Source organism: Variibacter gotjawalensis (assembly GCF_002355335.1).
Classification (GTDB): Bacteria; Pseudomonadota; Alphaproteobacteria; order Rhizobiales; family Xanthobacteraceae; genus Variibacter; species Variibacter gotjawalensis.
Genome location: NZ_AP014946.1, coordinates 169,518 through 185,871 on the forward strand (window position 1 = coordinate 169,518; position 16,354 = coordinate 185,871).

Annotated in this window: 14 protein-coding genes; 12 read left to right on the forward strand and 2 right to left on the reverse strand. The window is 62.7% G+C overall.

What is annotated here, in order from left to right; all coding sequences use genetic code 11:
* The first annotated feature begins 167 nt into the window (after positions 1–167).
* The 4 genes from GJW30_RS00765 to GJW30_RS00780 are packed head-to-tail and all read left to right on the forward strand — an operon-like array spanning position 168 to position 3,367.
* On the forward strand, positions 168–926 hold the full coding sequence (locus GJW30_RS00765) for a FadR/GntR family transcriptional regulator (protein ID WP_245408606.1): 759 nt from the start codon (positions 168–170) through the stop codon (positions 924–926).
* A 9-nt stretch (positions 927–935) separates the two neighbouring features.
* On the forward strand, positions 936–1,568 hold the full coding sequence (locus tag GJW30_RS00770; protein WP_096350525.1) for a cupin domain-containing protein: 633 nt from the start codon (positions 936–938) through the stop codon (positions 1,566–1,568).
* On the forward strand, positions 1,543–2,538 hold the full coding sequence (locus GJW30_RS00775) for a Bug family tripartite tricarboxylate transporter substrate binding protein (RefSeq protein WP_245408607.1): 996 nt from the start codon (positions 1,543–1,545) through the stop codon (positions 2,536–2,538). Before GJW30_RS00770 ends, GJW30_RS00775 begins: the two co-directional genes overlap by 26 nt.
* Before the next feature lie 19 nt (positions 2,539–2,557).
* Positions 2,558–3,367: an NAD-dependent epimerase/dehydratase family protein gene (locus tag GJW30_RS00780; RefSeq protein ID WP_245408608.1), complete on the forward strand. Its 810-nt coding sequence runs from the start codon at positions 2,558–2,560 to the stop codon at positions 3,365–3,367.
* Here GJW30_RS00780 and GJW30_RS00785 read toward each other — a convergent pair.
* Positions 3,364–4,278 carry a LysR substrate-binding domain-containing protein gene (locus GJW30_RS00785; protein ID WP_096350527.1) on the reverse strand — a complete coding sequence of 305 codons (915 nt, stop codon included), beginning with the start codon at positions 4,276–4,278 and terminating at the stop codon, positions 3,364–3,366. The genes GJW30_RS00780 and GJW30_RS00785 overlap by 4 nt on opposite strands.
* 96 nt (positions 4,279–4,374) lie before the next feature.
* Here GJW30_RS00785 and GJW30_RS00790 point away from each other — a divergent pair, with 96 nt between their 5' ends.
* Positions 4,375–4,998 (forward strand): pyridoxamine 5'-phosphate oxidase family protein, encoded by a 624-nt coding sequence (locus tag GJW30_RS00790; protein WP_096350529.1) that lies wholly within the window; start codon positions 4,375–4,377, stop codon positions 4,996–4,998.
* A gap of 118 nt (positions 4,999–5,116) precedes the next feature.
* On the opposite strand, the gene GJW30_RS00795 is transcribed toward GJW30_RS00790, so the two are convergent.
* A complete protein-coding gene (locus GJW30_RS00795) occupies positions 5,117–6,283 on the reverse strand; it encodes an acetyl-CoA acetyltransferase (protein ID WP_096350531.1) in 1,167 nt (388 codons plus the stop codon).
* A gap of 285 nt (positions 6,284–6,568) precedes the next feature.
* Between GJW30_RS00795 and GJW30_RS00800 the strand changes: the two genes are divergently transcribed.
* The 7 genes from GJW30_RS00800 to GJW30_RS00830 all read left to right on the forward strand — a co-directional run bounded on the left by GJW30_RS00800 (position 6,569) and on the right by GJW30_RS00830 (position 16,339).
* Positions 6,569–7,819: a D-alanyl-D-alanine carboxypeptidase family protein gene (locus GJW30_RS00800; protein ID WP_096358575.1), complete on the forward strand. Its 1,251-nt coding sequence runs from the start codon at positions 6,569–6,571 to the stop codon at positions 7,817–7,819.
* A 173-nt stretch (positions 7,820–7,992) separates the two neighbouring features.
* Positions 7,993–9,144, forward strand: coding sequence for a CobW family GTP-binding protein (locus tag GJW30_RS00805; RefSeq protein WP_096350533.1), 1,152 nt, complete (start codon positions 7,993–7,995; stop codon positions 9,142–9,144).
* Between the two features lie 54 nt (positions 9,145–9,198).
* The gene (locus tag GJW30_RS00810) at positions 9,199–10,608 is read left to right on the forward strand and encodes an amidase family protein (RefSeq protein WP_096350535.1); all 1,410 of its coding nucleotides are present in this window, start codon (positions 9,199–9,201) and stop codon (positions 10,606–10,608) included.
* Positions 10,609–10,712: 104 nt separating this feature from the next.
* Positions 10,713–12,410, forward strand: a complete 1,698-nt coding sequence (locus tag GJW30_RS00815) for a long-chain fatty acid--CoA ligase (RefSeq protein ID WP_096350537.1) — start codon at positions 10,713–10,715, stop codon at positions 12,408–12,410.
* Positions 12,411–12,618: 208 nt separating this feature from the next.
* Positions 12,619–13,164, forward strand: a complete 546-nt coding sequence (locus GJW30_RS00820) for a DUF924 family protein (protein WP_096350539.1) — start codon at positions 12,619–12,621, stop codon at positions 13,162–13,164.
* A 155-nt stretch (positions 13,165–13,319) separates the two neighbouring features.
* Complete coding sequence (locus tag GJW30_RS00825) at positions 13,320–14,693, forward strand: lipopolysaccharide biosynthesis protein (protein WP_245408609.1); 1,374 nt, start codon at positions 13,320–13,322, stop codon at positions 14,691–14,693.
* A gap of 119 nt (positions 14,694–14,812) precedes the next feature.
* Positions 14,813–16,339, forward strand: a complete 1,527-nt coding sequence (locus GJW30_RS00830) for an amidohydrolase family protein (RefSeq protein ID WP_096350543.1) — start codon at positions 14,813–14,815, stop codon at positions 16,337–16,339.
* The last annotated feature ends 15 nt before the right edge of the window (positions 16,340–16,354 follow it).

Below are 16,354 nucleotides of genomic sequence, written 5' to 3' on the forward strand. Positions count from 1 at the left end.
GACTTTTCTACTTTCTAAACCCACATGTGTGCGAGTGCCGCGTGCGCCGCAGGCACTTTCTGCCTTCATCTTCCGCATTTGTGATATGTCAGATCATTGATCTGAACGCGCCCAGCGTGGTAGACGTCATATCATACGACAACAAGAAAAACTGAGGATGAGGAAGCGTGACTAGACTTGCGACCAACGGGGCAGCTCGCAGAACGCCGAGCCTTGCGCCACTGAGTGCACCGCGTAGCCTGACGCACGAAGTTGTCGAGCGTCTGCGCAGCGACATCATGAACGGCAAGCTTCCTCCGGGTTCGCGCCTTCCCACCGAACAAGAAATGATCGCATCGCTCGGTGTCTCGCGCACCGTCGTGCGTGAAGCCGTTGCGGCACTGCGCGCAGAAGGCCTCGTCGCAACGCGTCAGGGCGTCGGCGCATTCGTTGCCGACCGCGCCAATCGCATGTTCCGCATCGAAACCATGGATGCGAAGTCGATCAACGAAGTGCTCGAAGTGATGGAGCTTCGCACCGGCATCGAAATCGAAGCGGCGGGCCTTGCGGCCGAACGCGCGACGCCGGAATCGATTCAGAAAATCGTCGAAGCTTACGAGAGTATTCAGGCGGCGATGACGCGCGGCGAAAGCGGCATCGACGAAGACTTCAGCTTTCACTGCGCGATCGCGGAAGCGACCGGCAACCCGAAGTTTCTGCACTTCCTGAATTACCTCGGAAACTTCATCATCCCGCGTCAGACGATCAACCTCACGTCGGTTGCCTCCCAGCGCACCGCCTATCTACGCACGTTCCAGACCGAACACGGCGCGATCCTCAACGCGATCAAGTGCAAGGCAGTGACGCAAGCGCGCGCCGCAATGCGTCAACATCTGCTCAACAGCCGCAAGCGCTATTCGAAGCTCGCCGGCGAGAAGCAACGCTAACGCTTCACGATGCATCTGACGCTTTTTGAAGACACGCTATCGGGCGGCGAGATGCTGTCCCTAGCGAGCGATGCCGTGCATCGCATGATCTATGTCGTGCACGGCGGCATCTCGATTGCCGGCGCGACATTCACCGATGATCAAGCGTGGCACGGCAAAAGCGCCGACATCGTCGCCGGCGAGACCGGCGCGACGCTGTGGCGCTACGAACTCGCCGCGCAGAAGCCAGCAGCCGCGGGACTTCGCGACGGAACACATCTCAAGCTGTCGCGTCCACTCGATTGGCCGATCGCCGATGCCGTGCTGATGCGCGGCGACAGCGTTGCGTTTCCGCCCGGCGGCTGCGCGTTTCTACACACCCATCAAGGCCCCGGCATTCGCTGCCTGATCGAAGGCGGCATCCGCATCGACACTGAGGGTCATTCGACAAGTTATGGCCCTGGCGGCGCGTGGTTCGAAAGCGGCCCTGCCCCGGTCTTCGCACAAGCCGCCGCCGACAGGCCGAGCCGCTTCGTGCGCATGATGGTCTTGCCGGCCACGCTGCTTGGTAAGAGCTCGATCTCCTACGTCAACGCGGAAGACCGCGAGAAGCCGAAGTCGCAGAAGTATAAGGGCTATGTCGATGCGCTCATCGAAGGTTGATCACGTTCGCCGGGCACTCATCGCGGCCACGGTCGTTAGCACATTCACAACGACGGGACTCGCTCAAGCAGCATACCCGACCCGCTCGATCCGCGTGATCGTCCCATTCGCCGCCGGCAGCGCGAGCGACGTCGTCGGCCGCATTGTGCTCGACCGCATGGCGGACGATCTCGGCCATCGCTTCGTCGTCGAGAACCAAGCCGGCGCGGCGGGAAATCTTGGCACCGCTGCGGCTGCGCGAGCGACACCCGATGGTTACACGCTACTCGTCTCCGCATCGGGTCCGCTCGCCGTCAATCAATCGCTGTACGAGAATATCGGTTACGATCCGCTGACGGCGTTCGAGCCGATCTCGCTCATCGCGACATTGCCGAGCCTCATCGTCGTCACCAACGGGGTGCCGATCAAGAGTGTGCCCGAACTGATCGCGGCCGCGAAGGAAAAGCCCGGAACGCTGAACTACGGCAGCATCGGAAACGGCTCGTCTCAGCATCTCGCCGGCGCTTACTTCGAACAGTTCACCGGCACGAAGATGACGCATGTTCCGTATCGAGTCACTGGCCAACTCGTGACCGACCTCGTTGCGGGCCAGGTGCAGGTGAGTTTCCAGCTGATTCCGAATGTCATTGGCCAGGTGCAAGGTGGGCAGTTGCGTCCGCTTGCGGTTGCGGCGCCCCAACGCTCGGCGGCTTTGCCCGACGTGCCGACGACGCAGGAGGCTGGCCTGCCCGGCTTCTCGGCTTACGGTTGGTTCGCAATGTTGGCGCCGAAGGGCACGCCGCAGCCGATGATCGATCGTCTGCATGCGGCTTACACGAAGGCGCTCGCCGATCCGGCGATCCGCAAGCGTATCGTCGAAGTCGGCGCCGAGCCGGCCAGTTCGACACCGGCCGAATTGCGTATTTTTATGGCTGAGGAAGCGAAGCGCTGGGGCGATCTCATTCGCACCAACAACATCAAGGCCAACTAATCTTCGGGCGAGGCAGCCGATGAAAGTATTGATGACAGGCGCGGCGGGCGGCATCGGCACACGCCTCCGCACGCTGATGAAGGGCATCTATCCGACATTCCGTCTCAGCGATCTGCATCGCCCGAAGGATCTCGCGAACGACGAGGAGTTCGTCCAGGCGGACCTCGCCGACATCAAGCAAGTCACGCGCGCCGTCGAAGGCATCGACGGCATCATTCATTTCGGCGGCTTCTCGGTCGAGGGCGATTGGGGCACGATTCACCAGGCCAACATAATCGGCTGCTACAATCTCTTCGAGGCTGCGCACCAGGCCGGCGTGAAACGCGTCGTCTTCGCTTCGTCGAACCATGCGGTTGGCTTCTATCCGCGCCGCCGCAAGATCGGCATCGACGAGCCGGTGCGGCCGGACTCGCGCTACGGCGTGTCGAAGGCTTTCGGCGAAGCGGTCGGCGCGTTCTACGCTTACAAGCACGGCATGCGCGTAACATCGCTGCGCATCGGAAATTTCGCCGATCATCCGGTTGATCAACGCCGTCTCGCGATCTGGCTACACCCGGAGGATTTGGTGCAACTTGTGCGCATCGGCCTCGAGCATCCGGATATCCGCAACGAAATTTTCTACGGCGCCTCCGACAACGAACGCGCGTGGTGGGATAACGAGAGCGCTTTCCGCTTCGGCTACAAGCCGCAGCACAAAGCCGAAGACTATCGCGATCACGCTCTCGCCGAGCAGGCCAAGCTGCCGCATGACGCGATCGGCGACTGGTACCAGGGCGGAACCTTCTGCAGCGCCGAATACGATTCCGAACTCGGCCCGAGCCAGTCTTAGTTTCCGATTTCCTTGGCGACTTGATCCAGCGCCGCACGCAAGCGCGGCACCGCATAGTCGATGAAGGCGCGCACTTTGCGTGGCAGCTGCCCTTGCGCCGCGTAGACGAGATGCACCGGGATCGCGTCGTCCTCGTAAGCGCGCAGCACAACGCGCAAGTCGCCGCGCTTCACGGCGCGCGCCGCCTGATAAGACAATACGCGCGTTAACCCGACATCGGCCTCGGCCGCATCGATTGCGGCTTCCGCCGTATTGACCGAAAGCCGCGCGCGGATCGCCACCGTTGTCGGCGAGGGCTTGCTGAAGCGCCACTGCGCGGTCGCGCCCGGTGCATCGAACAGAATGCAGCGATGCGCTGAAAGATCGGCCGGCGTGTCCGGAACGCCATGCGTTTTCAGATATGCCTCGCTCGCGATGACGACGCGTCGCAATGCGCCGAGACGAATCGCGATCATGGACGAATCGCTGAGCGTGCCGATGCGGATCGCGGCGTCGAGATGATCGTCGATCAGATGCTGATTGCGATCCGACAGCCCGAGCCGCACATCGATCTCCGGGAACGCGCCAAGGAAATCGTTGACCACCGGCAGCACATGCAGCCGCCCGAAGAGCACGGGCGCCGTGAGGTTGAGTTCGCCGCGCGGGAGCGTCGAAGCGCCGGAGGCGGCCCGCTCGGCGTCACCGACAGCTTCGAGGATGCGGCGCGCCGCCGCGACATAAGCCTCGCCCGCGTCGGTCAGCGCGAGCCGGCGCGTCGTGCGCGTCAGGAGCCGCGCGTCGAGATGAGCTTCAAGCTCGGCGACCTTCCGGCTGACGGTCGGCAGCGGCACGCCGAGCTTGCGGCCGGCAGCCGACAGGCTTCCGGCATCGACGGCGGCGAGCAGCAACTCCATAGCTTCGAAGCGATCCACTCATCCTCTCGAATATTGAAAGAGTGATGATCGATATTGCCGGATTATCTCTCAGACGCAAGAGACTTATCTTCTGCGTCAGAAGGGAAAGCACTCATGCCCTACGGATTTCTCGATATTGCCACCACGGACAGCGTAAAGGCCGCGCAGGCAGCCAATGGCGCCCGCGCCATGTGGGAAGGCCCGAAGAACCGCGACTTCAACCGCTTCACCGAAGCAGAAGCCGCCTTCATCGCGGAGCGGGACTCGTTCTACCTCGCCTCGGTCGGCGAGACCGGCTGGCCTTACGTGCAGCATCGCGGCGGACCGCCGGGCTTCCTGCGCATGCTGGACGACAGAACGCTTGGCTTCGCGGACTTCCGCGGCAACCGCCAATACATCTCGCTCGGCAATGTCGCGGCGAACGATCGCGTCTGCCTGTTCCTGATGGACTACCCGCATCGCCGGCGGCTGAAGATCTACGCGCACATGACCGAGCATGATCTCAAGCACGAACCCGAGCTCGCCAAACAACTCGCAACGCCGGGCTATCGCGGATTGCCGGAGCGCGGCTTCGTGCTGAAGCTCGAAGCGTTCGACTGGAATTGCCCGCAACACATCACGCCGCGCTTCACGGCGGATGAATTGTCCGAGGCGCTCGCGCCCGTGAAGGCGCGATTGGCAGAGCTTGAAGCTGAGAATGAGAAGTTACGAGCAAAAGTCGCCGCTGGCGTTGAGTAAACCGTCATGGCCCGCTTCATGCGGGCCATCCACGACTTAGCTGAATCCGCAGGAAAGTAAGACGTGGATGGCCCGGACAAGCCGGGCCATGACGACGTCGAGAGTCAAAGCTTCGCGCTTAACGCAGCCGCTCCAAGATGCTCACGTAATTCGCGACCGCCGCGCCGCCCATATTGAAGATGCCAGCGAGCCGCGCGCCCGGGATCTGCATCCCACCCGCATCGCCCATCAGCTGCATCGACGCCATCGTGTGCATCGAAACGCCGGTCGCGCCGATCGGATGGCCTTTCGCCTTCAAGCCACCGGACGGATTGACCGGCAGACGCCCGGTCTTCTCGGTCACGCCCTCGGCGAGGATGCGCGCGCCTTCGCCCGGCTTTGCAAGACCCATCGCTTCATATTCGATCAGCTCCGCGATCGTGAAGCAGTCGTGCGTCTCGACCAGCGAGAGATCGTCGAGCGAGATGCCGGCCTGCGCGAGCGCGCGGCCCCACGCTTCCGTGCAGCCCTCGAACTTGAGAATGTCGCGGCGCGACATCGGCAGGAAGTCCTGCACGTGCTGCGCGGCGCGGAACGCGATAGCTTTGTTCATTCTCAGCGCGGTTTCCACATCGGCCAGCACGATCGCAGCGGCACCGTCGGAGACGAGCGAGCAGTCCGTGCGTTTCAGCGGACCCGCGACATACGGGTTTTTGTCGGACGGGTTGCGGCAGAAGTCATAGCCGAAATCCTTGCGCATCTGCGCATACGGATTCTCGACACCGTTCTTGTGGTTCTTCGCCGCGATCATCGCGAGCGCATCCGACTGATCGCCGTATTTCTGGAAATACTGGTTTGCGATCTGCCCAAAGATGCCGGCAAAGCCGCCTTCGATCGCGGCCTCTTCCTTCACGTAGGAGCACTTCAGCAGATTCTTGCCGATCTCCGGTCCGGGCGTCGTCGTCATCTGCTCGACGCCGCAGACGAGCACGATGCGCGACTGCTTCGCGGCGATCGACTTCAAGCCCTGATGCACGGCGGCCGATCCGGTCGCGCATGCATTCTCGACGCGCGTTGCGCGTTTGAAGCGAAGATCCGGCGAAGTCTGCAAAACGAGCGAGGCGGTGAAATCCTGCGCCGAAAAGCCGCCGTTGAAGTGGCCGAGCACAACCTCGTCGACATCCTTCGCCTCAATGCCGGCATCCTTCAGCGCGCCGCCGGCGGCTTTCACCAGCAAGCTTTCGACGCTCTCGGCGTCCATTTTCCCGAAAGGCGTGTGCGCCCAACCAACGATGCAGGCCGTCATTTTCGCTCCCGTTTCTTCTCAGGCATCCCGATGGATTGCCGAACTTTAGACGCTTTCGCGCGCGATCACATCCGCGCAACCCGATAGCCCTCAAATGATGACTAGGGCGCCGCGGCGTTATACGGTAGATAATCCTTAACCGGCCCCGCGTCTAACGTTCCAACGCCGAATCTGATCGAGCACAAGCTCGGCGAACCAACACGTAAAGGTCTGGACAGCGTGAGCTTTCGTCTTTGGCGTTCCGCCGCCCTAGCCGCAGCCCTAACGGGCAGCCTGTTGATCAAAATGCCGAGCGCCGATGCCGCCGCGCTGCTGTTGATCGACGCGGACAGCGGTAAAGTCCTGCACTCCGAGAATGCCGGCTACCCCTGGTATCCTGCGTCCGTCTCCAAAATCATGACGACTTACGTGACGCTGCGCGCCGTCAAAGAGGGCCGCATCCAGCTGACCAGCATCGTCACGGTCTCGCCGCGCGCCCTGTCGCAAGCTCCGTCGAAAATGGGCTTTCCGGTCGGTACCCAGATGACGGTCGAGGACGCTCTTAAGATGTTGATGGTGAAATCCGCCAACGACATCGCGGTCGTGCTCGCAGAAGGTGTGGGCGGCTCGGTCGAAGGGTTTGCCGAGGAGATGAACAAGACGTCGCGCCGCCTCGGCATGACCCAGTCGTCCTGGGTCAATCCGAACGGACTTCCGGCCGACGGCCAGATCACGTCGGCGCGGGACATGGCGATCCTCGCCCGCACGATCATGCGCGAGTTTCCGGAATACAGCCGTTTCTGGAATACGCATTCGATCCAGCTCGGCCGCCGCGTGTTCCGCAATTACAACCGCCTCGTCACCCAATATCCGGGCGCCGACGGCATGAAGACCGGCTTCATCTGCGCCTCCGGTTACAACCTCGTCGCAACCGCAACCCGCAACGGCCGCAAGCTCATCGCCGTCGTGCTCGGCGCGAATTCCGGCAAGGACCGCACGGCCCAAGCCGCCAAGCTTCTCGATCGCGGCTTCACGGGCGGCGGCATCGCATGGCTGGTCCCCTCCTCCGGCACAGTCGACTCGCTGCAGGCGATTGCGGCAGCGCCGCCCAACCTGCGCGACGAAATCTGCGGTAAGAACCGCGGCAACCGCGGCGAAGCCGACGATGAGCCGCAGCCGGGCTTCACGGATTCCGGCGGGGGCCCCGGCGGCCTCAATCTCGGCGGCCTGATCACCGGCTTCCAACCGACAGTTGCGGGTTCGTCCCTGCATGCGCCGATCGACACGCAAGCGCCGGTTGTCGTCAGCGTTATCCCGCCGAAGGGTGTCGCCAACATCGAAGCCGCGATGGCGCCGCGTGGCCGCAAGGCGAAGAAAACGAAGGGCGGACAGCAGACGGTCGCGATCCCGGTCGGCGAGAACGCCAAGAAAAAGAACGCCGCCGCGAAGCCCGACGCCAAGCCAAAAGCGGAAACTAAGCCGAAGCCGGGCGCGAAGCCTGCGGCCGGTGCGAAGTCGGCCAACGCAGCACCCGCGAAGAAGAAACCGCAGCCGTAGCATTTCTCGTCATTGCGAGAAGCAACGTGGCGTGCGCAACGCGAAAGCCCTCGCAGCAAAACTCCGTCATGGCCCGCTTCATGCGGGCCATCCACGTCTTGCTATTTCCACTCCACCAAATAAGTCGTGGATGGCCCGGACAAGCCGGGCCATGACGGCTGAGATTTGTCGAGATGACCGAACGCAAACGCCCCGAGCCGATCCCGCTGACGGTGCTCACCGGCTTCCTCGGCGCCGGGAAGACGACGCTGCTCAACCGTCTGCTCCAGGACAACGACCTCTCCGACACCGCCGTCCTCATCAACGAATTCGGTGAGATCGGTCTCGATCATCTCCTGGTCGAACAGGTCGGCACCGACATGGTGCTGCTCGCCAGCGGCTGCCTATGCTGCACGGTGCGCGGCGATCTCGTCACCGCACTCGAAAAACTGCTGCGCGATCTCGACAACGGCCGCGTGAACTTCCGCCGCATCATCATCGAGACGACCGGCCTCGCCGACCCCGCGCCGGTGCTGCATACAATCATGGCGCATCCGTACCTCGTGATGCGCTACCGGCTCGACGGCGTCGTCACGCTGATCGATGCGGTGAATGGCAACGCCACGCTGGACGCACATGTCGAAGCCGTCAAACAACTCGCTGTGGCGGATCGCATCGTCGTCACGAAGACCGATCTGCCGGAAGCCAAAGCTCACCGGGAAACGCTGCTCGCGCGCATTCGTGCGATCAACCCGGTTGCCCGCATTCTCGACGGCGCGCGCGGCGAAGCGACGGCCGCGAAACTGCTCGACGCCGGCCTCTACAACCCGGATACGAAAACGCCGGATGTCAAACGCTGGCTCGCCGAAGAAGCGCATGCCGACGCGCATGCGCACCATCATCACGGCGATCACGCGCATCACCACGATCACGGTCATCACCAACATGCCCACGACGTGAACCGCCACGACGATCACATTCGCTCGTTTGTGATCGCGACCGATCAAGCCGTGCCGGCCGCGGCGCTCGACATGTTCTTCGAACTGCTGCGCTCGCTGCATGGCCCGAACCTGCTGCGGCTTAAGGGCATCGTGCGGCTCTCCGACGATCCGGACAAACCGCTGGTCGTGCACGGCGTACAGCACATTTTCCATCCGCCGACGCAACTTCCCGCATGGCCGGACGGCGATCGCCGCACGCGTCTCGTTTTCATCGTGCGCGACCTCGATTCACAACCTATCCGCGATCTCTTCAACGCCTTCATCAATGCGCCGGCGATCGACCGGCCGGATCGCGCCGCGTTGCTGGACAATCCGCTGGTGCCGTTCGGCGGCCGCGATCGCTGAACTTGGCCCTCCGGGCGGCAGGCGCTAGAACTCCAGAAACCAGAGGAGTTCTGTGTGTCCCAACTCTATCAGCTCGACGCCGTCGCCCTCGCAGCTCTCATCAAGAACAAGAAGGTTTCGGCCCGCGAGGCGACCGACGATGCGCTCGCCCGTATGGCGGCGGTCAATCCGAAGATCAACTCGGTCGTCGACGGCATGGAGAATGAGGCGCGCGCAGTAGCCGCAGCGCTCGATGAGAAACAAGCGCGCGGCGAAGCGATCGGCCCGCTGCACGGCGTTCCCGTCACCGTGAAGGTCAACGTCGACACCAAGGGCCACGCCAACACCAATGGCGTCGCCGCCTTCAAAGATAACATCGCGCCGGACGACTCGGCGGTCGTCGCCAACCTGCGCCGCGCCGGCGCGGTGATCATCGGCCGCACCAACACGCCCGAACTCTCGTCGCGCTGGTTCACCGACAACACGCTGCACGGCCGTACGCTCAATCCATGGGACCCGAAGATCACGCCGGGCGGCTCCTCGGGCGGCGCATCGGCCGCGGTCGCGACCGGCATCGGTACCATCGGCCACGGCAACGATATCGGCGGTTCGATCCGCTATCCGGCCTACGCGTGCGGCCTCGCCGGCATTCGCCCGAGCTTCGCGCGCGTTCCGGCGTTCAACCCGTCCGCCAAGGTCGAGCGCCCCGTGATGCCCCACCAGACGTCGGTGCAGGGCCCGATCGCCAGATCGATCCGCGATCTCTATGTCGGCCTCGACGCCATGGCGATGCGCGATCCGCGCGATCCCTGGCAGGTGCCGGTCACGCCGGTCTCGCAAGCGCCGAAGCAGGGCCCGGTGCGTGTCGCCCTATTCGACACCTGGCACGGCTGCAAGGCCGACCCGGCTGTCACCCGCTCTCTCAAGCAGGCTGCCAGTTGGCTGGCCGACGCGGGCTATCAGGTCGAGCCCGCCGCCCCGCCACACTACGACGAGACGGTCGAGCTGTGGGCGAACTTGCTGGAAACGCAGGCTCATTTCGACGGCGCCGGACAATATCTCGACGCCGAAGGCTCGGCGCTACGCAATTTCGCGGCAGCCTCCAGCGGCCTCGCGAAAATCCTAAGCCCGCAAGAATTCATCCACGCCCTCGCGCAACGCACCACCCTGCTGCGCGCATGGACACAGTTTTTCGAGACCTACCCGATCCTGCTGATGCCGTCGTCATGGAAGCTGCCGTTCCCGATCGACACCGATCAACAGGGCCGCGACGCCGTCATCGCTATGCTGGCTGCACAGACGCCGCAAACTTCATTGCCGATCCTCGGGCTTCCTGGTCTCGCGGTCCCGATCCTGACGGAAGGTGAAGCGCCGTGCGGCGTGCAGCTCGCAACCGCACGTTACGGCGAGGCGATGGCGCTCGAAGCGGGTGCGATTATTGAGGCGTCCGCACCGAAGATTAAGGTCATCGATCCACGCAATTGATGCATCGCGACACCGCGCCCGCTTGCCATATTGGCTGGGCGCGGTAATGCTCTACGAAAATAATATGACGCGCCCCAACGTGGCGCCCTGCGGGAGGAAGAAACGTGGAACGCATTTGGCTCAAGCATTACCCGGCGGGCATCCCGTCTGAGATCGACCTGTCGCAGTACAAGTCGGTCGTCGCGCTGCTGGAAGAGAGCTTCCAGAAGTACAAGAACGACAAAGCTTTTATCTGCATGGACAAGAGCTTGACCTACGGCGAGGTCGATGAGCTGTCGCGCGCGCTCGGCGCTTGGCTGCAAAGCAAGGGCCTCAAAAAAGGCGCTCGCGTCGCGCTGATGATGCCGAACGTCCTGCAATATCCGGTTGCAACGGCAGCCGTGCTGCGCGCCGGCTTCACGGCCGTCAACGTCAACCCACTCTACACGCCGCGCGAACTCGAGCACCAGTTGAAGGACTCGGGCGCCGAAGCGATCGTCATTCTGGAAAACTTCGCGACCACGTTGGAGCAAGTTCTCCCCAACACTCCCGTCAAGCATGTCGTGGTCGCCTCGATGGGCGACTTGCTCGGCACGCTGAAGGGCATGATCGTCAACCTCGTCGTGCGCCGCGTAAAGAAGATGGTGCCGGCCTACAATCTGCCCGGCGCAACCGCCTTCAACGACGCTGTCGCGGCCGGCCGCTCGATGACGCTCAACAAAGTCGAGATCGGCCCGGAAGACGTCGCCTTCCTGCAATACACCGGCGGCACGACCGGCGTGTCAAAAGGCGCGACGCTCGTCCACCGCAACATCGTCGCCAACATGCTGCAGAACGATGCGTGGCTGCAGCCGGTGCTGCAGAACGAGCCGAAGGTCCAGCACCCGCTCATCGTCACGGCGCTGCCGCTCTATCACATCTTCGCACTGACGGCCTGCTTCCTGCTCAGCACGCGCGCCGGCGGCACCTGCCTCCTGATCCCGAACCCGCGCGACATTCCGGGCCTGATCAAGGAACTGCAGAAGTACAAGGTCAACATGTTCCCTGCCGTGAACACGCTCTACAACGCGCTGGTCAATCACCCGGACATCCGCAAGGTCGACTGGAGCATGCTCAAAGCTTCGAACGGCGGCGGCATGGCGACGCAGAAGTCGGTCTCCGACAAGTGGCTCGAAATCACCGGCATCCCGATCGCGGAAGGCTACGGCCTCTCCGAGACTTCGCCGACGCTCACCTGCAATCCGGCCGGCCAGCCGGACTTCTCGGGCGACATCGGCCTCCCGGTGCCGTCGACCGAAATTTCGATCCGCGACGATGAAGGGCGCGAACTTCCTGTCGGTAGCACCGGCGAAATCTGTGCGCGTGGCCCGCAAGTGATGGTCGGCTACTGGAATCGTCCGGACGAAACCGCGCAGGTGATGACCTCGGACGGCTTCTTCCGCACCGGCGACATCGGCGTGATGGACGATCGCGGCCGCGTGAAGATCGTCGACCGCAAGAAGGACATGGTGCTGGTCTCCGGCTTCAACGTTTACCCGAACGAGGTCGAGGCTGTCGTCGCGAGTCATCCGGGCGTGCTCGAATGCGCCGTCATCGGCGTTCCGGACGCAAAGACGTCGGAAGCCGTAAAGGTGTTTGTCGTCCGTAAGGACCCGACGCTGACGACGGAAGAACTCCGCGAATTCTGCGCGACACAGTTGACCGCCTACAAGGTGCCGAAGCTGGTCGAATTCCGCGACGATCTGCCGAAGACCAACGTCGGCAAGATCCTCCGCCGCGCACTCCGCGACGAGCCGCAGCAGCAGAAAAGCCAAGCCGCGTAAGCGCACACCGCGTAGCGCACGCGGCCGTCTCACACCTCGCGTATCGCTCCGATCCCTCTCCCGTTTACGGGAGAGGGTGGCGCGAAGCGCCGGGTGAGGGGACGCAAGTTCCGAGTTCGTCGCCTGCCCTCACCCTAACCTCTCCCGCAAGCGGGAGAGGGGACGCTAGAGGCGCGCATGCCGGAAAGAATGTAATAGAAGGCAATTCATGCCCAACATCACACCCGCGACGATCGTCGCCTTCTGGCGCGATGCCGGTTTCGAAAAGTGGTACGCGAAGGACGAAGCCTTCGACAACGAGTGCCGCAATCGCTTTCTCGCGACGCATGAGGAAGCCGCCGCCGGCAAACTCGCGGCATGGGAAGAGAATGCCGAAGGCGCGCTCGCGCTGCTGATCCTCACCGACCAATTCCCGCGCAACATGTTCCGCGGCTCGCCGCGCACCTTCGCGACCGATCCGCTCGCCCGCGCCATTGCGGATCGCGCCATCGCGCGCGGCTTCGATCGCGCTATCGGCATGCCGATGCAGACTTTCTTCTATCTGCCGTTCGAGCATTCCGAACTGCTCGCCGATCAAGAGCTTTCGCTGGAGCTGTTCAAAGCGCTCGGCGACGCCGACGGCCTGAAATGGGCGATCGATCACTACGACATCATCAAACGCTTCGGCCGCTTCCCTCACCGCAACGTCGTGCTCGGCCGCGAGACAACGCCGGACGAGCGCGCCTTTCTGCAATCCGGCGGCTTCGCGGGTTAACCTTTCGTTCACCACGTTTGACAACGAAACATTAACCATAAACACCCACCTGACCGTATCTGAATACATACCGGGCTGGGTATTCGCGCATCTGCCCAACGCATCATTAAGCGCCCGCGTGCATAGTGCGGCGCAGAAATGACCGGGAAGACTGCGTGGCGTTGAGCAACGAAAGCGGACGAGACGGGCGAACCAGCCTCGCGCGAGCGGTGGCCTTCGCGCGCGCGTGGCTTACCGACGCCAGCCATTCTTCGCTCGCGCAACGCGCGGCCTCGACCGCATTCCTCATTCGCCTTCTCAGCGCCGCCATCGCATTTCTGAGCCAGGTGCTACTCGCGCGTTGGATGGGCTCCTACGAATTCGGTATCTACGTCTATGTCTGGACCTGGGTGCTGCTGATCGGCGGGGTCGCCGACATCGGCCTTTCGCAGAGCGCTCAGCGTTTCATCCCCGAATACACCAGCCTCCAGCGTCTCGATGCCTTGCGCGGATTTCTTGCGGGCAGCCGCTGGATCGCGCTCGGCTTCTCGACCGCTGCCGCCGTTGTTGCCGCGTTGCTGGTTTGGAAACTAACGCCGCTGCTGCATGCCTACCTCGTCGTTCCGCTCTTCCTCGCCTGCGTGTGCCTTCCGCTGTTCGCTCTCGGCAACGTGCAGGAAGGGATTTCGCGCTCATACGATTGGCTGCCGCTCGGCATGGGCGCGCCTTACATCCTCCGCCCTGCTCTACTGTTTGCGCTGATGGCGACAGCGCACGCGCTTGGACTTCCCGAGAATGCCGAAAGCGCAATGTATGCGGCGGTCGGCGCAACGTGGATCACGACCATCCTTCAGCTTTTCGTTCTGCAGCGGCGCCTTGACAAGAAAGTCCCGGCCGGCCCGAAGCAATACGAGACGCGTCATTGGTTCGCGACCTCGCTGCCGATCCTGATGGTCGACGGCTTCTATTTGCTGCTGACATACACGGACATTCTCGTGCTGCAGCAGTTCCAATCACCTGAGAAAGTCGCGATCTACTATGCGGCTGCAAAGACGCTTGCGCTCGTCGCCTTCGTCAACTTCTCGGTCTCGGCCGCGGTCGCGCATCGCTTTGCCGAGTATCACGTGCTGGGTGATCGCGAGCGGCTGTCCGCATTCCTTTCCGAGTCGATCCGCTGGACCTTCTATCCGTCGCTGATCGCGACGGCTCTGATCCTCGCGCTCGGTCTCCCGTTCCTCTGGCTGTTCGGCCGCGAATTCACCAGCGGCTACCCGCTGATGTTCGTTTTGGCGATCGGCCTCATCGCGCGCGCCGCGGTCGGTCCGGTCGAACGCCTGCTCAACATGTCAGGCGAGCAGAAAATCTGCGCTGCCGTCTACGCGACATCCTTCGTCGTGAACCTCATCGGCTGCCTCGTCCTCGTACCCACGCTAGGCGTAATGGGTGCCGCCATCGCGACATCCTTCGCGCTGGTGTTCGAGTCCGTGTTGCTCTTCGCGGTTACCAAGCGCCGCCTCGGCCTTCACGTCTTCATCTGGCGCCGCGGTTAGCGTCACTCCACAATTGTAATATTGAGGTATTCGGAACCGGCGCGGCATGCTGCCCCGGATGCATTGCCGCGCAATATCGGTTAAAAGGCCCTCAACCAATAAACAATGAGGAGACGCGGATGAGTGGTTTCCTGACTCACGACGAGATCAACGAGCTTTCGCCGTCCGAACTGTTGCCGCACGCAACGCCGATCCCGACGCAGATCGTCTCCAGCGACGAATACACGCCACCACCGCAGAGCGAGCAGCAGAAGGAAGTCGAAGCGCGCCTGCTCGCGATGGCCGACGACTTCGGCGCCAAGCAGGGTCTCAGCCGCCGCCGTTTCTTCCAAACCGCTGCCGGCATGGCCGCCGGTTTCGTCGCGCTCAACGAGACGTTCGGCCCGATCTTCGACGCGAGCAAGGCGGAGGCCGCAACGCCCGCGATGGCGCAGGAACGCGCCGACAGTCTCAAAGATCAATTCATCATGGACATGCACACGCATTTCCTGAGGGACGATACGCGCCTGGAAAATTTCGTGCGCTCACGTGAGGCAGTCGGACAGGCCGGATGGAATCCTGCGCTCGTCGGCAAGCCGCAGACGCTGGAAGACCTGAAGTTCAACAATTTCTTCAAGGAGATTTATCTCGATAGCGACACCAAGGTCGCGCTGATCTCATCGTCGCCATCGGAGATTCCGCGCGACTGGTTCCTCACCAACGAAATGATGATCGAGGCGCGCGAGAAAGTGAATCGCGAAGCCGGCGCGAAGCGTCTTTTCGCGCATGCGATCTTCACTCCGGGCTTCGACGGCTGGCTCGAACATCTCGAAGGTTCGCTCGAACGCAAGCCCGACTCGATCAAGGGCTACACGGTCGGCGACAACACCAACAAGGATCGCGCCGAGCATCCGTGGCGCATGGACGACGAGAAGCTCACATATAAGGCTTACGAGCTGTGCGTGAAATACGGCATCAAGAATGTCTGCGTGCACAAAGGACTGTTCCCCAAGGCGACCGCGGAGCGCTGGCCGCATCTTCTGAAATACGCGATGGTCGATGACATTCCGAAGGCCGCGAAAGATTGGCCGCAGCTCAACTTCATCGTCTACCACGGCGGTTATCGGCATGCAGCCGGCGGCTCGGCCGATGACGGCTGGAAGGAATTCCAGGACACCGGCCGCGTCTCGTGGGTCAGCGATCTTGCCGACATCCCGGAGAAGCACGGCGTCACAAATGTCTACGCCGACGTCGGCCAGCTCTTCGCGCAGAGCGTCGTCGCGGTGCCGCGCCTCGGCGCAGCGCTGATGGGCATTCTCGGACGTGGCCTCGGTTACGAGCGCGTCGTCTGGGGCACAGACGCAGTGTGGACCGGTTCGCCGCAGTGGCAGATCGAAGGACTGCGCCGTCTCGAAATTCCCGAAGACATGCAGAAGCAGCACGGCTTCAAGCCGCTCGGCGCAGCCAATGGGCCGATCAAGAACATGATCTTCGGCGAGACAAACGCGAAGCTCTACGACTTCAAGCTCGAGAAGCGCACCGACATCGGCCCGAACCGCGACCGCTTCGCGCTGATGAAGGAAGAATACGAGAAGCAGGGCCCGGCACGCAGCAACCTGCGTTATGGCTACGTCAACGGCCCGGTTGATTGGTCGGCGTTCGCGTAGAGTTCGCGAGCGCAG